The organism is Lactobacillus porci, assembly GCF_009695985.1.
In the GTDB taxonomy this organism is placed as follows: Bacteria; Bacillota; Bacilli; order Lactobacillales; family Lactobacillaceae; genus Lactobacillus; species Lactobacillus absianus.
Genome location: NZ_VUMX01000025.1, coordinates 1 through 21467, shown reverse-complemented (window position 1 = coordinate 21467; position 21467 = coordinate 1). Strand labels below are relative to the sequence as shown.

Below are 21467 nucleotides of genomic sequence, written 5' to 3'. Positions count from 1 at the left end.
GCTAGAAGAAAACGGGATCTCTCGCCAAGTGCGAGAAGTCCCGTTTTTTGATTTGAGGCAAGTGGCCGTGGCTCAGTAAAAAGCGGGGGTCGAAATTGTCAAAATCGCCGTGGCTCAGTAAAAAGCGGGGGTCGAAATTGTCAAAACCGCCGTGGTTCAGTAAAAAGCGGGGGTCGAAATTGTCAAAATCGCCGTGGCTCAGTAAAAAGCGGGGGTCGAAATTGTCAAAATCGCCGTGGTTCAGTAAAAAGCGGGGGTCGAAATTGTCAAAATCGCCGTGGTTCAGTAAAAAGCGAGGGTCGAAATTGTCAAAATCGTCGTAGTTCAGTAAGAAATGGGCCTCAAAGCAATGAAAGCTCCCCGTTTTTACCGTAGCCAGGCGCAATTTAGCCAAAAATTTCCCCATTTTTACCGCAGCCAAGCAACAAAAAACGGGTCTCTCCGTTAAGATGAGAGACCCGTTTTGTTATTTTCGCCGATTATGAATGGCAGACCAGATGGCCATCACGATAAAGGCGCTGGCAACTGGCAGAAGCCAGCCCAAGCCGTCCTTAAAGAGGGGCAAAAGCTTGGCGTAGATATCGGTGATTCCACTGACGGCCTTGCTCAGGCTAGGCGGCAGGGCGCTCAGGAAGTCGCCGAAGGCACAGATGAAGGCTACGGCCGTCATGACCACGTAGCTGCCTTTGCCGAAGTGGAAGAAGGAGGCGGTCAGGGAGGTCAGAATCAAGGCAATGGCCAGCGGGTAAAGCAGCATCAGGACCGGGACTGAGAAAGCGATGATGGAGGTCAAGCCCACGTTGGCGATGGCCAGGGCAATCAGGCTGAAGAGGATGGCCCACTTATTGTAGGACATGGACTTTGGAAACATCTGCACGAAGGCTTCAGCCGAGCTGGTGATCAGGCCGATCGCGGTCTTCAGGCAGGCGATCAGGATCATCAGGGCAAACAAGACTGAGCCAAAGCCTGGGAAGTAGTGGCGGGCGATCTGGCTCAAGGCCTCCCCGCCGTTGGCGGCTAGCCCCAGGACTGGCCGGCTTTGAGCGCCGACAAAGGAAGTGATCCCGTAGATGACGGCCATCAAGAGGCAGGCCAGAATCCCCGTCTGGATGGTTGACTTGGCGATCTGCTTGGGCTCAGTGATCCCGAAAGCCCTGATTGATGAGACGACGATGATCCCAAAGGCCAGGCCCGCCAAAGCGTCCATCGTGTTATACCCTTCCAGAATCCCGCTGATGAATGGCGCGCTGGCATACTCGCCAGCTGGCTTGACCGCTCCGGCATGGCCCAGAGGGTGAATCAAGGCCGTGATCATGATCCAGAAGAAGAACAAGAGGAAGGCCGGGGTCAGAACTTTCCCGATCCAGTCCATAATCCGCCCTGGTCTTAGCGAGAACCAGATCATGATCGCGAAAAAGAGCAATGAAAAGGCAAAGAGGGAGGTCTGCTTGGACCAGCTGCCAGGCAGCAGCTGGCTGATCCCAGTTTCAAATGGCACCGTGAAGCAGCGCGGAATGGCGAAGAAGGGCCCGATAGTCAGGTACAGGGCACAGGTGAAGAAGTAGCCGTACTTACGGGAAACCTTCTCACTCAGAGTCAAGACGCCGTCAGAGTGGGAGCTGCCCAAGGCCGCGATCGCCAGAAGCGGCAGGCCCACCCCGGTGACCAGGAAGCCCAAGAGGGCCCAGACCACGTTCTTGCCCGCGGCTTCCCCCATATAGGCTGGGAAGATCAGGTTGCCGGCCCCGAAGAAGAGGCCGAAGAGCATGCTGGAAATTGTCAGTGATTCATTTAAGGTTAGTTTTCTTTTCATGCAATCCTCCAAAAAAGATATCTTTAACGCTAATATTTTAGCAGAGTTGCCTAGAAAAAGTTAGCTCTCCAAGCTTGCTATAAAGAAAAGGCTAGTCGAAAGAACAAAGCTGTTATATACTATATTGACATATATTAACGTCTATTATTGAAAAATACCGGTCCACTCTCAGTCCGCTCAGCATCCGTGAGGGCAGCAAGTATCTTTGAAAAATAAAATAATAGCATGATAACTGCTAATTAATATAAAACAAAAGCAATAAAAGGTCGAAAAGAAGAGCCATGTTTGAATTAAATTACTGTCCCCAATGCGGAAGCAAGCTGGAAAAGAAATTCTTGAAAAATGAAGGGGAGATTCCCTACTGCAAGCAATGCGCGGACTTCCGCTTCCCTATTTTTTCAACGGCCGTCAGCATGATCGTGATGAACGAGCAGCATGACCGGGTCATCTTGATCAAGCAGTATGGGCGCGATTCCTATATTTTAGTTGCCGGCTACGTCAACAAGGGGGAGGACGCTGAAGCAGCCTGCGCGCGGGAGCTGCTGGAAGAACTCCACCTGCACGCCAAGAGCCTGTCTTTTAACCGGACGCACTACTTTGCCCCGTCCAACACCTTGATGCTCAATTTCACGGTCACGGTGGATGAACAAGAAGTCGTGCAGGCCAACGAAGAAGTCGACGCCTGGCAGTGGATGAGCGTGCCTGAGGCCAGAGCCAGCATCCGGCCAAATTCCTTGGCCCAGCAGTTCCTGGAAGGCAGCCTGACCGGGGAATACCACTTTAGCAAGCAGAATCAAGCGATTCAGCCGCCAAAGAATTGAGCATGCTTATCAAAAGGTCAAGCCGGGCTTATACCGGGTAGAAGCGGACCGCTTAGTTAAAGTTGCTAAGCTAAGAGATTAATAAAAAAGTTTTTGATACAATTCCGTTACAAAATAAAGATTTTTTCACGCTTTGGGGCAAATTTGCCAGCCAATTATTATTTGGAACTTATAGAATCATTTAAAGCCTTTCTTGAAATTTAACCCCCAAAGCGGATCCCTTTTAACTTTCACAAAAAATGACCAGTTTTGAACAAGCAATGGCAACAGTCAAGGCAGCAGGCACCACCGCTTTCGGGAGGTATCTTTATTAATAAATCAAGTAAGACGGCGCTTTCTGGATTAATCATGAAAGATGAGCAATTGCTGAAAAGGACGATAATAGTGAAAAGTTAGCAAATGCCGGCAGCTGACCAGATTCTGCCAAAAGCATTTGCTTATAAGCCACTGATTATACAAGTGCAATAGCTTGATCTTGAAATAGAAATAGCATATAGTGTTTAAAGCATCTTTTTAAGAGACACCCACCGCGATTAAGAAGGCGGTGAGGTGTCTTCTTTATCTAGTACGTTTGCTGATTTATTGGAATCAGCGTTATTTTTTATCAGTGTGAGGTGGAACTTGGATAAATACGGTTCTTTTAAGCGGGATTTCGACGCGGCGGATTTTGATGGGCAAATGGCTCTGGAATTGGTTAAATACGTGGGAATGCTGAATCGCTGCATGGACCGGGCAATCAAGGACGGAACGCCGCATGACTCAGTGGTGACCTTCTTAAGGGAACTGGGCGAAGGTCTGAATGCTGACCGGACCTACATTTTCCAAGTGAATGCCAATGACTGCTTTGACAATACCTTTGAATGGTGTGCTGAGGGCGTGGAAAAAGAGATCAATGAGCTGCAGGATCTGCCGTTTGACTTCTATTCCACCCACTGGGTTTCAGCCTTTGCCGAAAAAGAAGGCTACTACATTACCGACATGGAAGCCTACCGGGAGCTGGATCCGGAAATGTACGCGATCTTGAAGCCGCAGAAGATCGACCAGCTGGCAATTTGCCCCTTCTTCTTTGAAGGCCGCATGGTCGGGGCTATTGGGGTGGACAATCCAGGCGCGGATTCATTTGAGCTCTGCCTGCCAATCCTGCAGCTGTCTTCAAGCTATATGGCTTCCCTGCTGCGCCACTCCCTCTTTGTTGAAAAGGGCGCCCAGATTGATCCCCTGACGGGCTTGATGAGCCTGGCCAATTTTCGGGACCAGCTGATGGAGCAGAAGAACAAGCATCAAGAGCAGCTGGACGTGGTCTACATCGACGTCACCAATTTCAAGGTCTTCAACCGCGAGCATGGCTTTGGCGCTGGGGATGAGCTGCTGCGGACTTTAAGCCGGGTCATCCAGACCATCGCCGGGACGCACTACGCTGCGCGGGCAGTTGCCGATCATTTTTACGTGCTTGTGCCTGATGACAAGGCGGAAGCCATCATCAAGGCCGTGCACGACGAAATGATCAACGATGAGCGCTTTGCTGTTTCCATCCGGGCCGGAATCTATGCTTTGGACAGCGATGATGAGCTGTTCACGCCAGCGGTCGACCGGGCCAGGATGGCTGCCAACAATACGGTCGGTGACTATCAGAACTACTACCTCCGTTACAATTCAAAGATGGAAGTCGACTTGATGCGGACCAACTACCTGCTGAGCCATATCGACGAAGCCGTCAAGAAGGGCTGGATCAAGGTCTTCTACCAGCCGATCGTGGATACTTTCAGCCAGAAGATCAGCACCTTTGAGGCGCTGGCCCGCTGGATCGACCCAGCCTATGGCTTCATGAACCCGGCAGAATTCATCGACGTTCTGGAGCAGGGACACCTGATCCACAAGCTGGACCTCTTTATCCTGGAACAAGTCTGCCGCGACTTGCGCGATGCCGCTGCTGCTGGCCGGCCGCACCCAGCCGTTTCGGTCAACTTGTCCCGCTACGACCTGGAAATGCCCGGCCTGCATGACAAGATTAATGGCTTGCTGGCCAAGTACGGGGTTGACCGCGATGAGATCCGGATTGAAATTACCGAATCAGCCCTCTTGAACAATGGTGCCGACCTGATCAAGGAGCACATCCGGCGCTTTCACGAAGATGGCTACCAGGTCTGGCTCGATGACTTCGGCAGCGGCTTTTCTTCCTTGAACAGCTTGCAGAATTTTGATTTTGACCTGCTCAAGATTGACATGGACTTTTTGCGCCATGCCAACGAGAAGACGCCGATCATCTTGATGGACGTGATCGATATGGCTAAGCGCCTGAACATCGAAACCCTGGCTGAAGGGGTGGAAGAGAAGGAAGAATACGACTTCCTGCACGAATTGGGCTGCGTCTTGACCCAGGGCTACTATTTCTCCAAGCCCCGTCCCAAGGAAGAACTGGCACAAGTCATCGCGGAAAAGCAACTGGAATATGAGACGCCAGATGAGCACTTTTTCTACCGGAAAATCGGGAAAGTCAATGTCTTGAACGCGAGCTATCCCTTTAGCGAAGAAAATGAGCGGCCGTCCAGCCAAACGCTGCCAGTAACCATCTTGCTGGTCAAAGATGATGTCTACCAGACGATCTATGCCAACAAGACGTCTAAGGACGGGGTCAAGTATCTGGGCGTTGAGACGATGGCAGAGGCCAACCTGCTGATCAACGATCCAAGCAAGCCGTTCTTCAGCCAGATCCAAACTCTCTTGCACCGGGCGGACCAGAAAAAGGGCGTAGCCGAAAGCAACTTTGTTGCCCCGCACTACTTGGGCAAGATGAAAGCCAAGCTGATCGCGGTTAACGGCGACACCAGGGCCTACTTGGTCAGCTGCCAGGATTACACCTTGGGCAATGTCGGGCTTTAGAAAGGCTTTTGCCGCGGAAAACTTAATTTAGTTAATGAAACTCACTAGGGAGTGGGCCTTGCCAAGGGCCCGCTCCCTTTGATTTTTTATCTTTTGAAAGGGCTTAACCAGTTGAGGAGTCTAAGCTTGTATTTAAGCGGATTTTTCTAGATAATATTATGTAGAGCTAATCAATCAGTAATGAGGAATCAAGTTATATGGCAGAAACCGAGCTAGAAAAAATGAGGAAGGGGAAGCCCTACAAATTGGACGATCCGGAGATTTTGCGAGCAAAGGAAGCGGCAATTATGTGGACAAGCGAATACAGACAAGGCAATGAATTGGATATTCCGGCCCAGCTGCTGCGCCTGAAGATGCACTTGGGTGCTTTGGGCGTGGAGCCTGTAGTCGGACGCGGCTTCACCTGTGAGAACGGGAAGAATATTTTTATCGGCCACCACTGGACCTGTGGCAATGATCTGACCATCCTTGACGCGGCTAAAGTGACGATTGGGGACTACTGCATGATTGGGCCCAATGTCTTGATCACGACCATCGATCATCCAGAGTCACCGCGCCAGCGGCGCAGCCGGACGACGCTCGCCAAGCCAGTCACAATTGGCGATGACGTCTGGCTGGGGGCCGGGGTCATGATTTTGCCGGGGGTTAAGATCGGCAACAACGTGATCGTCAAGCCTGGCGCCGTGGTTGACAAGGACGTGGCTGACAACGCCGTCGTAGCTGGCAACCCAGCCAAGCAGATCGGCGAGGTGGCCGACGACGTGCTTACCCGCAAGGAAGAAGAGGCGGCCAAGGAAAAGGCCGCCAAGCTGGCCAAGGTGGAGACGACCGCGGAATTGGCGGAAAGAATGATCCGCCAGCACCAGCAGGAGGAAGCGGCCGCCCGGGCCAAGGCGGAAGCTGAGAAGCAGGCCAAGGCCGCGGCCAAAATCCAAGCCAAGGAAAAGCCAGCCGCCAAAGGCAAAAAGCGGGTTAAAGCCTAAGAAATAGCATTTTTATACCCAAAAGCCAACTTCTGTAAAAGAAGCTGGCTTTTTTTGCGGGTATCGTATTCAAGTTGTCGCGGTTTTTTCAGCAAGAAGCTGGGAAATGACCATGACTAGCCAAGGATTTGCTGATTGCGGGCAGTTTCTCCCTTAAATAAAATCAAAGTACTTATTAAGTCAAAAAGTACAGCAAGAAAGGGTAACAGATCATGACACATAGCAAGCTTAACCAGAATATTGGCCGGATCGCATCCGTGATTTCCGTCCTGATGTACGTTTCCTACCTCGCTCAGTTCGCCAGCAACCTGGCCGGCCAGAAGGGCAATCCAGTCCAGCCCTTCGTGGCCGCGGTCAACGCCAGCCTCTGGGTCACCTATGGCTGGACCGCTCCTAAAAAGGATTGGCCAATCATTATCGCCAACGCGCCAGGGGTAGTGCTGGGCTTGGTTACGGGGATTACCTGTTTATAGAATAATGGTTCGGATTGTGCTTGATCTGGACCATTTTTTGATGCTCGGCATCCGCGGCTACATCCGGCTGTTTCGCCGAAATTCCAAGGGCGTGACGCCGTATAGCTTCTTAAAAGTCCTGGAGAACTGACCCTGCTCCTTGTAGCCCAGGTCGGCAGCGATCTCGGCCAGGCTCTGGCTGCCAAAGACCAGGCGGCGCTTGGCCTCTTCCATCTTCAATTGGGTCAGGTACTGCTTGACCGACAGGCCGGTATTGGCCTTGAACAGGTGCATCAGGTAGGACTTGTTGATGCTGAGGTATTCGGCCACTTCCTGGACGCTTTGCACGGTCGTCATGTTTTCCTGCAAAAACTGCTGGGCCTTGTTGACCAAGGGCAGGACGTGCTGGCGGCGGCTTCTGGCCACCTGTCGGAGAAACTGGAGGCTGATCGTCCGGTTGTATTCATACATATTGGTAATGACAGTCTGCTTTTCATTTTCGGCAATAATCCGGTCGCTCAAGGCATAGGCCGTTCTGGCTGGCAGGCCGCCCCGGATGCCGGCTTTGGCAATTTGATCTATCAGGCTGACCAGCACTGAAAATTAAAGCATTTCTTATTTCAATTGCCACGAAAACAATGGCAAAAACAGCAAAGTGTAAAGGCTCACGTGCTTTTTAAAGCATGTGAGCCCTTACATTTTGCCTATCCCTTTTCTTTTAAGTTGATTTTAAGTATAATTCTTTTATTAAGAAAAGTTTAAATATATAAGCACATATAATTAGAAGATAATTGCTTTTAACAAATGTAATCAAAACTGTTTTTTGGGAAAAGAGGGTGAGCCAATGCCAGCAAGCAGCACCTGTTGCCAGACGCCTTTGGGAGTCATGATGCTCAGGGGCGGTGAAGCCGGTTTAGTCAGCGCGGAATTTGTTGCTGAGGCAGAGGGAGCGGCCAGCAGCAATCGCCAGCGGGACTTGCCGCGGCCGCTGAAAGAGGCTACGGCCTGGCTTGAGGCCTACTTTGAGGGCCGCGAGCTCCAGCGTCCCAAGCTCCATGCCTCTGGAACGGCCTTTCAGATCGCCGTTTGGGACCAGCTTCTGCAAGTCCCGTATGGACAGACGGTGACCTATCAGGATTTGGCTGACCGGCTGCATACGGCCCCGCGGGCCATTGGCGGGGCTGTGGGCCGCAATCCGCTGGCGCTTTTTATTCCCTGCCACCGGGTTGTGGGCAGCAGGGGCCAGCTGACCGGCTATGCCTGGGGGCTGGAGCGAAAGCAATGGCTGCTGGATCATGAACGTTCGGCTCTCGTTATTTTATAAAACTAAGTAAAATCAGCAGTACTTAATAAATTAAATTTTACCTAGGCTTGATATAGATTAAACAAGAGTTGCTCTTTTTAAGCTTAAGCCGTAAAACTTAATTTTCTTTAATAAAAGTACTTGCACTTAATTTTTTTAGGCATAAAATATAGTTTATTACAAATGTAAGTTATTTAATTAGGGTAAATTAGGGGGATAAAATGGTTGAATACAAGATTGATAAAACCGACCGCCGCATTTTGCAAATGCTGGAAGAAAATGCCCGTACTTCCGTAAAGGATATTGCTGAAGCCAACTTTATGTCGTCTCCAGCCGTAGCCAACCGGATCAGAAGAATGGAATCCACCAACCTGATCAAGAACTACTACGCAGATATTGACTACTCAGCCATGGGCTATGTGGTTAAGGCTTTCATCAACTTGGAAGTCAAGCCAGAAGACAAGAGCGAGTTTTATCCTTTTATCGAAAAGATTCCTAACGTCGTCCAATGCGACTGTATTACCGGTGACTACTCCATGTTGATTCAGGCATCTTACAAGCGGCCTGAAGAACTGGACCACTTGGTCAACGAGCTGCAGAAGTTTGGTCGCACCAAGACCGAAATCGCCTTCTCGACGCCGATTGAACACCGGCCAATCCCAGTTCACGAAACTGAAGATGACGAAGACGATGAGAAGAAGGCCAGGTAAGGCTTTTACACAAATTAACGGGGAGACACCTATTTAATTTAGCAATGCTAATTCCTTAACTGATGGCATTGCTGACTTAGATAGGTGTTTTTTGCTTAATTTTCGAAAAACGGTCGCAGCCAGACCAATTTAAGAAAAAATTGTGAATAACGGCGGGACCGCTTCTGTTTGTTAAGCAGGAGCGGTCTTTTTTGGTAAAATTATTAATCGAAAGTTAAGTTTTCCATACATCCGGACAATTTATACCAATTTTAAGATTTAAGACTTGACCTTTTAGACCAAAGCGGCTAATATTCCTATTGCAAACGCAAAAAGCAAGTAGTCCAATATTGGCTATTGAACTAGACCAATCTTAAAGAGACTATCGCGAAAAGGAGATTTATTTTATGTGCGGAATTGTAGGCGTAGTTGGCAAGCCAGCTAGAGAAGTTGTATTGAACGGCTTGAAGAATCTTGAATACCGTGGCTATGACTCAGCCGGTATCTACCTGAATGACTTGCAGGGGCATGAATTTTTGACCAAGGCAGTTGGCCGGATTTCAAACCTGGAAGAGAAAATGACTCCTGATGAACAAGGGACCACGGGGATTGGCCACACTCGCTGGGCTACCCACGGTCACCCAACCGAAGCCAACGCTCACCCTCACTACTCAGCTGACGGCCGCTTCTACCTGGTTCACAACGGCGTGATCGAAAACTACGCTGACTTGAAGGAAAAGTACCTTAAGGGCGTACACTTCAATTCTGAAACTGACACCGAAGTCGTTGTCCAACTGGTTGGCAAGTTTGCCGATGAAGAAGGCCTGTCAGGCTACGACGCCTTCAAGAAGGTCTTGAAGCTGGTTAAGGGCTCATACGCCTTCTTACTGGTGGACAACACCAAGCCAGACCACATTTATCTGGCTAAGAACAAGAGCCCAATGATGCTGGGCCTGGGCGACGGCTTCAACATCATCGCTTCAGACGCCATCTCAGTTTTGGACCAAACCAAGACCTTCATTGCCTTGAACGATGGCGACCATGCTGACGTAACCAAGGACTCAATCGAAATCGAAGACGTTGACGGCAACAAGGTTGAACGTGAATCACACGAGCTTGACATTGACCCAAACGCTGCCTCAAAGGGGACTTACGAATTCTACATGCTCAAGGAAATTGACGAGCAGCCAGCAGTAATGCGCCGCCTGTCAACTGAATACCTTGACGAAAACGGCGAGCCAGTCGTTGATGACAAGATCGTTGATGCCGTAGCAAAGGCAGACCGGATCTACATTTTTGCTGCAGGTACCTCATACCACGCGGGCCTGGTTGGTCAGCAAATCTTTGAAAAGTTTGCCGGCATCCCAACTGAAGTTGGCTACGCTTCAGAAGCAGGCTACCACTTCCCAATGATGTCCAAGCACCCATTCTTCATTTTCCTGACTCAGTCTGGCGAAACCGCCGACTCACGCGTGGTCTTGACCGAAGCCAACAAGCGTCATATTCCAAGCTTGACCATGACCAACGTTGAAGGCTCAACCTTGTCCCGGGAAGCTGACTACACTATGCTGCTCAAGGCTGGTCCGGAAATTGCCGTTGCCTCAACCAAGGCCTACACGGCCCAAGTGGCCCTGCAAGCCATCCTGGCCAAGGCTGTTGGTGAAAAGCTGGGCAAGCAGGAAGCCAAGGACTGGAACCTCAAGCACGGTTTGAGCATCGCGGCTGAAGGGATCCAGGAAATCGTTGACGGCAAGGAAGCAATCGAAAAGCTGGCCAAGAAGTATCTGATACCTTCAAGAAACGCCTTCTACATCGGCCGCGGGATTGACCACGCCGTTTCCCTGGAAGGGGCTTTGAAGCTGAAGGAAGTTTCCTACATTCAAACCGAAGGCTTTGCGGCAGCTGAATTGAAGCACGGGACTATTTCCCTGATTGAAGACGGCACGCCAGTCATTGCCTTGATCAATGACCCGGTAACTGCTGACCTGACCCGCGGCAACATTCAAGAAGTCGCTTCCCGCGGGGCCAACGTCATCACGATCGTGGGCAAGCAGTTCGCCAAGGAAGGCGACACCATCGTTTTGCCAGAAATTGACTACTACCTGTCAGCCTTGGTTTCCGTCGTTCCTGCCCAATTGCTGGCCTACTACGCCTCAAAGGACAAGGGGCTGGACGTTGACAAGCCACGGAACCTGGCTAAGAGCGTAACGGTTGAATAAGGCTCTGGCTTTTCGGGCAAAATAATAAATAATAGCAAGAAAAGGCCACTAGAGAACACACTCCAGTGGCCTTTTCGCGAAAAAATTGAGAATAATTCCAAAAGAAAAACCACTAGGAAGAGTTTCCTAGTGGTTTTCGCGTTAAAGGAAATAATTCGCTGCTCAGTCAGTGACTTTAGCCCGAATTACGCAGGCCTGAAGCCACCCCGTTGATGGTGATGTGGATGATCGATTCGTAGATGCCGCTGACTTGGTCATTGCGTCCGCGCTTGATCATTTCCAATTGGATGTAGTTCAGGACGTTAAAGTAAGGCATCCGGTAGTCCAAGCTGCTTTCCAGGGATGGGTTGTCTTCCAGCAGCTTTTCGTGACCTTCGATTTGCAGGATGACTTCCTTGGTCAAGGCCCATTCAGCGTGGATGATGTCAAAGACTGACCGGGTTTCCGCATCCTGGCAAAGGTTGGCATATTGTTCAGCGATTTCCATATTGGACTTGGACAGAACCATGTCGACGTTGGACATCAATGAGTGGAAGAATGGCCAGCCATTGTACATGTCCTGCAGGACCTTCAGGTTTGCGGGATCAGCATCGATGAAGTGCTTGAAGGCAGAGCCAACCCCGTACCAGCCTGGGAACATGACCCGGCTTTGTGACCAAGAGAAGACCCAAGGAATAGCCCGCAGGCCTGAAAGCTCAGTGATCTTCTTCCGGGCGGCAGGCCGAGAGCCGATGTTCAAGCTGGAAACTTCCTTAATAGGAGTGGCTTGGAAGAAGTAGTCGTGGAAGTGCGGGTTCTCAAAGACCAGCTTGCGGTAGACCCGGTTGGAGTCAGCCACGATGGCATCCATTGAGGCCGTGAAGTCTTGGATTTCCTTTTCGCCGACCTTTTGGTTGGAGACCATTCTGTCAACGGCGGCTGACAGAAGCATTTCCAGATTGTAGTAGGCGGAATCTTTGTTGCCATACTTGTTCTGGATGATTTCCCCTTGTTCGGTCGTTCGGATCCGGTCCTTGATCGAGCCGAATGGCTGGGAGGTGATGGCTTCGTATGAAGGACCGCCCCCACGGCCAACCGTGCCGCCGCGCCCGTGCATGAAGGTGATCTTGATCCCCATGTCTTCGCCGATCTTGGTCAATTCCTTCTGGGCCTTGTACAGGTTCCAGCATGAAGCCAGGTAGCCGCCGTCCTTGTTGGAGTCGGAGTAGCCGAGCATGATTTCCTGGTAGCCGTTCTTGGAGGCAACCCAGCGCTTGACGATGTCGAAGTTCAAGTAGCGCTTCATGATCTCGCGGGAGTTCTGCAAGTCCTCAACCGTTTCAAACAGCGGCACGACTTGGATTCTAGCGTGCTGGTTGTCAAGCAGGCCGTATTCTTTCAGCATGGTGGCTTGCTCCAGCATGTCGGAAATGCTTTCCGTGTGGGAAATGATGTGTTGCTTGATGACGTTTTCGCCCAAGGTGTCCTTCAGCTTGCGGGCCGTAGCGTAGATCTTCAGTTCCTTTTGCAGAAGCTCTGATTTAGGCGCGTTGTTGGAGTGAAGAGTCCGCGGGTCGTTTTCCAATTCGTTGAGCAGCAGCTGGATCTTTTCTTCTTCTGACAAGTCGCTGTAGTTGTCGCAGATCTTGGCGCCCTTCAGCAATTCAGCTACGCAGGCTTCGTTGACGCTGGAGTCTTGGCGCATGTCGATGGTGGCCAGGTGGAAGCCGAAGACTTCGATGGCTTCAAGCAATTCGTCAAATGGTCCAGTCGTGACGGCTTGGTCGTGGTTTTGAATCAATGAGCGCTTGATTGCTTCCAGGTCGCTCTTGAATTCGTAGGCATCCTTGTAGACAGGAGCCTTTTCCAGGTTTTCTTCAGAAACGACGCTGTCCTTGGAAACGCGGTCCAGCATCTGCTTTTCCGTGTGGGCCAGGCGGGATTCAACGTAGTAGCAGGCCCGGCGGTATGGCTCATTGACTCTGAATGGGGAGTTGTCGCCGGAAAGCTCTGACAATTTGACGACTTCTGGAGTTGGCTGCACGTAGGAAGTGGAAATGGCCAAGGTCCGGTACAAGTCGTTCATGGCCTTGGTGTAGTAGTCAAAGATGACTTCCGCTTGAATGGTGCCGCTCAGGCGCAGGGTGTCGGCCGTAACGTAAGGGTTGCCGTCCCGGTCCCCGCCGATCCACATGCCCACGGTAATTGGGGTCGCGCCGTCGATGTTCAAGCCGCGCTTGCGGGCCAGTTCCTTGTAGCGGCCAGTCAACTTGGTGATGGCTGGAATCAAGGCCTTAGGGTAGTAGACCATGACGTTCTTGATTTCGTTCTTGACCTTCAGCTTCTTTTCCCGGATGATGTCCGTCTGCATGATGATCTCAATGTAGCGGCGAAGCTGGTTGGTCCATTCGTCCCGGTCAATCGTGCCGGCACTGACGTCCCGGTATTCCCGCAGCAGGTTGTGGATCTTGTCGGTCAATTCCAGAATGGTCTTCCGCTGCACTTGGGTTGGGTGGGCCGTCAAAACCGGAACCACGTTGACGTGGCGGAGAATTTCAGCGGCATTTTCCTTTTGCGCAACCAGATCGACCGTATTGGACAGCTTACCAAGGTAGTCTTGCTTGGTATTGTTCAGCAGGTTGACCTCGCTGGCCAAATCAACGTCTTCGGAAATGTTGATCAACAGCGGCAGGGTCGCGAAATAGCGGGCAACGATGATCAGCTCTTGGTTGCTCAGGGAAGCGATTTGGCTTTCCAACTGGCTGTGGTCTTTGCCGGCTGCGATCTTGACCAGACCCTTGATCTTTGCGAATTCCTCGTCACCGACCAAGTGACGGGTACTCTCATCGAGCAGGTCAGTCAGAATTTTAACTTCTTCAGCAATAACCTGGTGGTTACTGTTGTTTTCTAGTTTCTTAGCAGTCACGCTTAGCTCCTCTCATCAATAAGAATATGTTGTTATCATACTTCCTATATCATACGCCTTTTCTGCTTTAAAATGAATGAGAAAGGGGGCGGATTACGATAAAAAATTAGCAAAAGCGAACTATTCGTGCCTTTTTTGACTTTATTTAAGGGCGAAAATTAAATAATTTCGCCAGGTCACGTTTAAATGATTAATTTTAGCCTTGACCAAACCTAAAATGATTAAAAATAGTCTAGATAAAACGAAACAAAATTAAGCGAAAAAATGATAATTTTTTTGAAGCAAATCCATTGTTTGAAAGCGGCTAAACCTGATATACTAACTTAGATTATTCCGCAAAATTATTGAAAATATTGATTGAAAGAAAATGAGGACCAACTATTGATCACAGTTTCAGACTTAAGCTTACAAATCGGCAGCCGGACGCTTTACAGCGACGTTAATTTGAAGTTCACGCCAGGCAACTGCTACGGCATCATTGGGGCCAACGGCGCCGGCAAGTCAACTTTCTTGAAGCTCTTGGAAGGGAAGATGGAGCCAACGACCGGCTCAATCACCATCGGCCCCAACGAAAGAATGTCTAGCCTGAACCAGGACCACTTTGCCTTTGAAGACTTTACGGTCATGGATACTGTGATTCAAGGTCACCAGAAGCTGTACAAGGTCATGCAGGAAAAGGATGCCTTGTATGCCAAGCCTGACTTCAGCGAAGAAGACGGGGTCAAGGCGGCTGAACTGGAAACCGAATTTGCCGAACTCGATGGCTGGAATGCTGAAAGCGACGCGTCCCAGCTCTTGCAAAGCATGAGCATTCCGGAAGACATGCACCACAAGAAGATGAGCGAACTGGCCGAAAGCGACAAGGTTAAGGTCTTGCTGGCCCAAGCTTTGTTTGGCAACCCAGACATCCTGCTCTTGGACGAACCGACCAACGGTTTGGACATCCACACCACGGCTTGGCTGGAAAACTTCCTGGCAGACTATGAAAACATCGTTTTGGTTGTCTCCCACGACCGTCACTTCTTGAACCAGGTCTGCACGCAAATGTGTGACGTTGACCGTGGCCAAATCAAGCTGTACGTCGGCAACTACGACTTCTGGTATGAATCAAGCAAGCTGGCAACGGAAATGGCCAAGCAGCAAAATGCCAAGAAGGAAGAACAAATCAAGCAGCTGCAGGAATTCATTGCCCGCTTCTCAGCCAATGCGTCCAAGTCCAAGCAGGCCACTTCCAGAAAGAAGCAATTGGACAAGATTACTTTGGACGACATCAAGCCTTCCAGCCGCAAGTACCCATACATCAAGTTTGAAATGCACCGGGACTTGGGCAACGACTTGCTGAGAGTAGATAACGTGTCCTATGCTTCAGGCGGCGAGCAGCTGCTGGACAATGTCTCATTTATCGTTCGGCCTGGCGACAAGGTCGCCTTCCTGTCAAGAAACACGAGAGCGACGACGGCCTTGATGGAAATCATTGCTGGGCGCCTTGAGCCGGACACGGGGACGGTCACCTGGGGACAAACCACGGCCTTCAACTACATGTCACGTGATTTGAACGCCAACTTTGACAATGATGAATTGACCATCCTTGACTGGCTGCGCCAATACGCTGAGAAGGAACAAGACGACAATACCTTCTTGCGCGGCTTCTTGGGGAGAATGCTCTTCAGCGGGGATGAGATCAACAAGCAGATCAAGGTTCTGTCTGGTGGGGAAAAGGTCCGCTGCCAATTGTCCAGAATGATGCTGGAACCAGCCAACGTGCTGGTGATGGATGACCCAACCAACCACTTGGACCTGGAATCAATCACTGCCTTAAACGAAGCCATGGAGAATTACCCAGGCTCAATTCTGTTTACTTCCCACGACCACGAATTCATCCAAACCATTGCCAACCATATCATCGAAGTTGGCCCTAAGGGCGTTGTAGCCCGGGCTGATATCAGCTACGATGACTACCTGGCTCACCCAACGGTGCAAGAACAAGTGGAAAAGATCTACTGAGTCAACTAGCGTTGGCTGACTGTCCACCAGCAGTTGGCCGGCGCTTTTTCTTTGCTGATTGTTTTGATAAACCAAAAAATCTGATTGCATGGCTGCAATCAGATTTTTTAGTGATCTATTCTTATTAAGCGGAGGTCGCCTGGCAGGAAGAAGACGACGAAGACGTCGCCATAGTATTCGTCTTCAACGTAGCGGCCCAGGGTACTGAGATGCAGAAGACGGCCATCTTTGGTACGGACGCGGTAGTTCAAGGCCAGGCTCTTGTCGGGATCGGTCAGCTTCTCCTTGCGCTGCTGGGCAATGGCTTGCTCAGCAGCCGCAAAGTCCTCTTTCAGGATAAAGTTGTCGTAGCTGGATTTGGTGTAGGCCAAGAAGTCTTCGTAGCTCTGGCAGCCAAGCAGGTCGATCAGGTAGTCATTGGCGAAGAGGATTTCGCGGGAATGACCATCGGCGCGGTAAATCATCAGCCCACCTGGCAGGCCGTGCGCCACGTTCTTGACGTTAAAGCCAAGTTGGGCGCGTGTGATCCGTTTCATGCGCGGCGCGTAATGCTTGGCCGCGTTTTTTCCGTGGATTTTAGCCGCGTACAGAGCCTCATCAGCCAAAATGGTCAACTGCTTGATGGAGTCGGCTTGGCTAGGGTAGTCGGCATAGCCGGCTGAAATCGTATATCTGATCTTCTTATCGTAAGCAGTAAACTCTTGCACGCCCTCAACGGCCTGCTCAATCAGCTCCTTGGCGGCCGCGTCGTCGCTAGGCACGACAACGCAGAATTCGTCCCCGCCGGTGCGGCCAAGTAGGGAATTCTCCGGGAAAACTTGCATTAAATGCCGGGCAAGATTCTTCAAGGCGAGGTCGCCAACCACGTGGCCATAGACGTCGTTGACGAACTTAAAGTCATCCAGGTCAATGAAGGCCATCGTCATGACCTGCTCTGGATCAAGCTTCGTGCGTCGGTTCAGCTCTTTCAAGAAGCCGCGCCGGTTCAGCAGGCCAGTCAAAGAATCCTGAAAGGCCAGGCGGTCAAGTTCCTCTTTCTGCTCGCGCGTGTGCAAGAGGAGGTAGAGGAGGCCGCTGATCAGGAAATCGATCACCAGCATCAGCCCCCATAAGAGCAGTGCTTTCCGCGACCGCCAGCCGCCCTGGGGGGCGATATTCAAGGTCCATTGGCAAGAACCGTAGGAAAAGGTATAGCCAACCGCGTACTTGAAGGTCTTCCCCTTGCCCAGGGAAGATTCAACCTGGACTTTCTTCTTGGATAGGGGCGATTTATTGGTGTCGATGCAGTAGTCGTAGCCCATTTCCCTTAAGCTCTTTAAAGTGTGCTCATAGACATCCGGCAGGGTAACGGTCATCATGACATAGCCCCAGAATTTTCCATTCTTTAAGGTAACGGGATTCATCACCACGACGCAGCGCTTGGCATTAAGCAGCGGCATGGGGCCGTAGATGACGGTCTGCTTCTTCTTTTTGACGAAATCAAGGACCTGCTTGGCTTCCTTGACTTTATTCAGGTCATTGTTCTTCCCTGAGGGTTGGAAGGGGTAGGTATTGGTCACAACGCCATTTGGAACCAGTTCGATCAGGCTGACGTAGTCCTTCTTCAGCAGCTTGGCGGCATGCTTGAAATCCCTGTTGGAGACCTGGCCATTTTCAGCAATCACCAGCTTTTCCATGGTGGCGGTGCTGCTGGTAACGTAGCTAAAGTCCCTTTTCAATACAACGGCGTATGCTTCGGCAATTTGGTAGGCCTTGCTCTTCTTGCCGTCGATTTCCTGTGCATAAAAAAATGCCGAAATGGCAATTGAGGCAATGGCGAAGCAGATGGTAAAAATCAGCCAGATTTTCTTGTCTTTATGGTTTAGTTTCATCGCATTGCCTCAAGGAAATATAAATGTTTACAGAGTTTTACGCTTTAAGTGTAGCACTTCGATGGAAGGAAGCCTATATTTAAAGGAAGTTTCTTTAAATAAGTAAACATGTATTAATAAAAGCGTAAAGCCGATGACTGAAAGCTGGGTAGGAAAATGAAATCCAGGCCAGCAAGTCGCTGGTCTGGATTTTTGCTTCTTACGCGGCGTTGGGCGCGAGATTCTTTAAAATGTTGGTTCGGTACAAAAGCAGGTTGATCACGACGATTCCCGACGTGACCAGGAAGACGGCATTGTAGCCAAGGTGGGCGGAAACGGTTGAGCCAATAACTGGTCCGGCGATGTTGCCGATGTACATGGCACTTTGGTTCCAGCTGAAGACCCGGCTGGTCAGCTCACGCGGGGAGTTTTTGGTCAGCATGGTCTGTACCTGCGGGAAGAGGCAGGCATCAGTGAAGCCAATCAGGAAGCGGCAGATGCCGAGTTCAACCGTGTTTTGCACGAAGGCCGTCAGGAAGAAGAGGATGATTGAGCCAATCAGCCCCCCGAGAATAATCTTGTGGGTCCCGATCCGGTCGCCTAGGCCCCCGAAATATGACGCTGCGGCCACAGTGGCAATTCCGGGCAGGGCGGCAATCACGCCGCTGACGAAGACTACCTGGCCATGACCGTGCATCAAGCTTCTGACATATAAGGAAACGATGGGGTTGATGGAGTTGTTGGCCGCTTGAATGATCAAGGTGGTCAAGAGCAGGCCAAGGATCAACTGGCCGCTTCTAAACTGCTTGATGACGTCGGCGGCTGAGCCGCGCTTTTCTTCTTTGACTGGGACGAAGTCCGTTTCATGGATGAAGAAAATAGACAAGATGAAGCAGATAAAGAGAAGGGAACCGGTAATGAAGAAGGTTACCCGGTAGCTGAAGGCCTGTGACAAGGCCCCGCCAGCAAATGGCCCGAGCAATTGCCCCCCGGTCGCGCAGGAGCTCATGATCCCCAAGGCCTTGCCGCTCTTGTGCTTGGGCGTTTCAGTCGCCACCAAGGCGCTGGAGTTGGAGATGAAGCCGGCAAAGACCCCCTGCATCCCCCGCAAGAAGAGCAGCTGCCACACGTTTTGGGCCAGCCCCATCAAGGCAAAGACGATGGCCATCCCCAAGGAGGCCCGCAGGATCATGGGCTTGCGGCCCTTCTTGTCGGCCAAGCGGCCCCAGATAGGGGAGACCAAGGCAGCTACGACGTAGACGGCTGAGAAGACGGCCCCAGACCAGAAGCTCAGTTCCTGGTGGGAGAACTTGCCCAAGGTGTCGATATACAGGGACAGGAAAGGGGTAACCTCTGAGAAGGCGATCCCCGCCAGAAAGACGCTGACCGCTGAGACATGCAGATTTCTTTTCCAGATTGGCGTTTTATTCACGTAAGAACCTTCTTTTTGACAATTTCTACCATATTTATAGCAACTCATTTGCTGAATTGCGCTCACGAATATCTATTGTAATTGCCTTTGCTTATTTACACAAGGCGAAAAATTAGCGCAGAAAAAAAGGATTGCACCAGCAATCCTTTAAAAAAATAATTTTCTGTTCGATATTGAAGCCCTGATGCTTAGTTCTTGCTGTCGCTGTAGCCGAAGATCTGCAGCAGCTCCAGGAAGAGGTTGACGAAGTCAAGGTAGAGCAGCAAGGCCCCGTTGACAGCCAAGCCCAAGCTGGAAACCTGGTCGCCGTAAGTCTGGTAGATCTGCTTCATCTTCTGCGCGTCGTAGGCAGTCAAGACCGTGAAGATGATGACCGCAATGACGGAGAAGACGAAGGAGGCTGGGCCGCTCTTGACAAAGAAGTTGACGAGCATGGCCACGATCAGGCCGATCAAAGCGGCATTGGCGTAAGCCCCGAAGTTGTCCAGGCTGCGCTTGGTTACGCTCCCGTAGAAGGCCATGCCGGCAAAGACGCCGGCGGCGGAGACGAAGGCCGCGGTGATGGAAGTGCCCGTGTAGACGAAGGCCAGGGTTGAGAATTCAACCCCATAGATGACGGCGATCGCCATCAGCATGAGGAAGCTGGCGGTTGGCCGCCGGGTCGCGTTGAAGCTGATGGCCACGCTCAAGACGATTGGCAGGAACAGCAGAATCCAGACCAAAGCCCGGCTGCTGGCCAGCATTGGCAGGATGGTGCCCGCGCCGACCGTCAAAGTCAGGTAGGCTGTCAAGGCGGAAACCAAGACGGCCAAACCCATGATGGAATACATCTTGCTTAAAAAGCTGTTCAAGGCTGAGGCGTCGACGACGTGCCGGCGGTCAGCGTTTGGTGAAAAGTTGTCCATTTTCTGTTCTTATCTCTTTCTTAATCTTTCAATCCGTTCGCCCCTGTTGGCGAAACTGGCAAAATCCTTTTGTCTGATTGAATACCAATTTACCATACCGGCGCTAAAAAGCAAGAAAGGCGATTCAAGCTTAAGATTGCCTTAATCAAGTTGAATAGGTTGAAGAAAAGTCTTTAAAAGTTCAAAATAGAAATTTAAGGGAGGTTTTTCAATGGAAAAATACAAGGATCGTCCGATTGGCGTTTTTGACTCGGGTCAGGGCGGCTTGACGGTGTTGAGCCGGCTGGTCGACCTGCTGCCGCATGAGAACTTTGTCTTTTACGGCGACTCGGGCAACGCCCCCTACGGGGTCCGGACTAAAGAGGAGGTCTACCAGCTCTCCAAAAGAGTGGTAGAGCACTTGATCAACGATCACCAGGTCAAGGCCATCATGATTGCCTGCAACACGGCAACGAGCGCCGCGGCTGTCCGTCTGCGTGCTGAATACGAGTTGCCGATCATCGGGATCGAGCCTGCGGCCAAGCCAGCCGTCTTGGAAAACCCGGACCAGGAGGTCGTGGTCATGGCCACGCCTTTGACCTTGCGGGAAAGCAAGTTCAACAACCTGCTGCAAAAATACGACAAGGACCACCAGGTGGTCAAGGTGCCGGCGCCCAAGCTGGTTGAGCTGATTGAACAGGGGCAGACCAAGTCGCCTGAGCTTTACTCTTACCTGCACCAAGTCCTTGATCCCTATGCTGGCAAGGCTTCCGCGGTCGTCTTGGGCTGCACCCACTTCCCCTTTGCCAAGCAGGCCATTCTTGACGTCTTGGGCCATCAGACCCGCGTTTATGACGGAGCCATCGGGGCTGCTAATGAGGTCAAGCACCAGCTGGCCAAGCGGGACCAACTGACTGAGCGGACTGAGGCCGGGCGGATCATTTTTGAAAACAGCGCCCCAGGCGCCAGTGCCTTAAGCGAAGAGCTGTACCAGCTGTTCAGAAGTGAAAATTGATCAAAAACGCGCCGGCTGCTTTTTCTTTCAGCGGACCAGTCTTGTATAATATAAGAGGATAAAAATAGCCAAGCTATAAAAATGTTTAACGGTCGATTGTATAATCAATTTGAACACCACTGAAAATCAGTAGTATTAGAATATAAAAAATCCATTTCAACCTCTGGTAGAATATGAATTACCACAAACACGATTCTAAGAAAGAGGTCAAAATGGA

General features: G+C 50.9%; 16 protein-coding genes. 9 read left to right on the top strand and 7 right to left on the bottom strand.

All coding sequences use genetic code 11. The annotated features are described in order from the left end of the window. Position 1: 1 nt before the first annotated feature. A complete protein-coding gene (locus FYJ62_RS08355; protein WP_154549234.1) occupies positions 2-394 on the bottom strand; it encodes a hypothetical protein in 393 nt (130 codons plus the stop codon). A gap of 72 nt (positions 395-466) precedes the next feature. Continuing rightward, positions 467-1813, bottom strand: coding sequence for a branched-chain amino acid transport system II carrier protein (gene brnQ / locus FYJ62_RS08350; RefSeq protein WP_154549233.1), 1347 nt, complete (start codon positions 1811-1813; stop codon positions 467-469). 281 nt (positions 1814-2094) lie between these two features. Between brnQ and FYJ62_RS08345 the strand changes: the two genes are divergently transcribed. From FYJ62_RS08345 to FYJ62_RS08330, 4 genes are all read left to right on the top strand, one after another. Next, the gene (locus FYJ62_RS08345; RefSeq protein ID WP_154549232.1) at positions 2095-2634 is read left to right on the top strand and encodes an NAD(+) diphosphatase; all 540 of its coding nucleotides are present in this window, start codon (positions 2095-2097) and stop codon (positions 2632-2634) included. 621 nt (positions 2635-3255) lie between these two features. Further along, on the top strand, positions 3256-5514 hold the full coding sequence (locus FYJ62_RS08340; protein WP_154549231.1) for a putative bifunctional diguanylate cyclase/phosphodiesterase: 2259 nt from the start codon (positions 3256-3258) through the stop codon (positions 5512-5514). Between the two features lie 287 nt (positions 5515-5801). Beyond that, positions 5802-6497 (top strand): DapH/DapD/GlmU-related protein, encoded by a 696-nt coding sequence (locus FYJ62_RS08335; protein ID WP_229771880.1) that lies wholly within the window; start codon positions 5802-5804, stop codon positions 6495-6497. 212 nt (positions 6498-6709) lie between these two features. After that, complete coding sequence (locus FYJ62_RS08330) at positions 6710-6970, top strand: SemiSWEET family transporter (RefSeq protein WP_154549230.1); 261 nt, start codon at positions 6710-6712, stop codon at positions 6968-6970. 57 nt (positions 6971-7027) lie between these two features. On the opposite strand, the gene FYJ62_RS08325 is transcribed toward FYJ62_RS08330, so the two are convergent. Then, positions 7028-7546: a helix-turn-helix domain-containing protein gene (locus tag FYJ62_RS08325; protein ID WP_154549229.1), complete on the bottom strand. Its 519-nt coding sequence runs from the start codon at positions 7544-7546 to the stop codon at positions 7028-7030. A gap of 247 nt (positions 7547-7793) precedes the next feature. Between FYJ62_RS08325 and FYJ62_RS08320 the strand changes: the two genes are divergently transcribed. From FYJ62_RS08320 to glmS, 3 genes are all read left to right on the top strand, one after another. Continuing rightward, entirely contained in the window at positions 7794-8273 is a 480-nt protein-coding gene (locus tag FYJ62_RS08320) for a methylated-DNA--[protein]-cysteine S-methyltransferase (RefSeq protein ID WP_206987646.1), read from the top strand. Positions 8274-8473: 200 nt separating this feature from the next. Further along, on the top strand, positions 8474-8962 hold the full coding sequence (locus tag FYJ62_RS08315; RefSeq protein ID WP_154549228.1) for an Lrp/AsnC family transcriptional regulator: 489 nt from the start codon (positions 8474-8476) through the stop codon (positions 8960-8962). 386 nt (positions 8963-9348) lie between these two features. Beyond that, entirely contained in the window at positions 9349-11160 is a 1812-nt protein-coding gene (glmS, locus tag FYJ62_RS08310) for a glutamine--fructose-6-phosphate transaminase (isomerizing) (RefSeq protein ID WP_154549227.1), read from the top strand. 175 nt (positions 11161-11335) lie between these two features. Here glmS and ppc read toward each other — a convergent pair whose 3' ends face one another. Beyond that, a complete protein-coding gene (gene ppc / locus FYJ62_RS08305; RefSeq protein ID WP_326832025.1) occupies positions 11336-14065 on the bottom strand; it encodes a phosphoenolpyruvate carboxylase in 2730 nt (909 codons plus the stop codon). Between the two features lie 381 nt (positions 14066-14446). On the opposite strand from ppc, the gene FYJ62_RS08300 reads away from it, so the two are divergent. Further along, a complete protein-coding gene (locus FYJ62_RS08300) occupies positions 14447-16069 on the top strand; it encodes an ABC-F family ATP-binding cassette domain-containing protein (protein ID WP_154549226.1) in 1623 nt (540 codons plus the stop codon). Positions 16070-16176: 107 nt separating this feature from the next. Here the strand turns inward: FYJ62_RS08300 and FYJ62_RS08295 are convergent, their stop codons facing one another. The 3 genes from FYJ62_RS08295 to FYJ62_RS08285 form a co-directional block, all read right to left on the bottom strand. Beyond that, positions 16177-17940, bottom strand: coding sequence for a sensor domain-containing diguanylate cyclase (locus FYJ62_RS08295; RefSeq protein WP_154549225.1), 1764 nt, complete (start codon positions 17938-17940; stop codon positions 16177-16179). A 199-nt stretch (positions 17941-18139) separates the two neighbouring features. Continuing rightward, positions 18140-19351, bottom strand: a complete 1212-nt coding sequence (locus tag FYJ62_RS08290) for an MFS transporter (RefSeq protein WP_326832024.1) — start codon at positions 19349-19351, stop codon at positions 18140-18142. 188 nt (positions 19352-19539) lie between these two features. Beyond that, positions 19540-20256, bottom strand: a complete 717-nt coding sequence (locus FYJ62_RS08285) for a Bax inhibitor-1/YccA family protein (protein ID WP_154549223.1) — start codon at positions 20254-20256, stop codon at positions 19540-19542. Positions 20257-20467: 211 nt separating this feature from the next. Here FYJ62_RS08285 and murI point away from each other — a divergent pair, with 211 nt between their 5' ends. Then, positions 20468-21250: a glutamate racemase gene (murI, locus tag FYJ62_RS08280; protein WP_154549222.1), complete on the top strand. Its 783-nt coding sequence runs from the start codon at positions 20468-20470 to the stop codon at positions 21248-21250. Positions 21251-21467 lie beyond the last annotated feature (217 nt).

Coding starts and splice junctions, on each gene's coding strand:
- brnQ (WP_154549233.1), bottom strand. CDS start 1,813: ATGAAAAGAAAACTAACCTTAAATGAATCACTGACAATTTCCAGCATG.
- FYJ62_RS08345 (WP_154549232.1), top strand. CDS start 2,095: ATGTTTGAATTAAATTACTGTCCCCAATGCGGAAGCAAGCTGGAAAAG.
- FYJ62_RS08335 (WP_229771880.1), top strand. CDS start 5,802: ATGTGGACAAGCGAATACAGACAAGGCAATGAATTGGATATTCCGGCC.
- FYJ62_RS08330 (WP_154549230.1), top strand. CDS start 6,710: ATGACACATAGCAAGCTTAACCAGAATATTGGCCGGATCGCATCCGTG.
- FYJ62_RS08320 (WP_206987646.1), top strand. CDS start 7,794: ATGCCAGCAAGCAGCACCTGTTGCCAGACGCCTTTGGGAGTCATGATG.
- FYJ62_RS08315 (WP_154549228.1), top strand. CDS start 8,474: ATGGTTGAATACAAGATTGATAAAACCGACCGCCGCATTTTGCAAATG.
- glmS (WP_154549227.1), top strand. CDS start 9,349: ATGTGCGGAATTGTAGGCGTAGTTGGCAAGCCAGCTAGAGAAGTTGTA.
- FYJ62_RS08295 (WP_154549225.1), bottom strand. CDS start 17,940: ATGAAACTAAACCATAAAGACAAGAAAATCTGGCTGATTTTTACCATC.
- FYJ62_RS08285 (WP_154549223.1), bottom strand. CDS start 20,256: ATGGACAACTTTTCACCAAACGCTGACCGCCGGCACGTCGTCGACGCC.
- murI (WP_154549222.1), top strand. CDS start 20,468: ATGGAAAAATACAAGGATCGTCCGATTGGCGTTTTTGACTCGGGTCAG.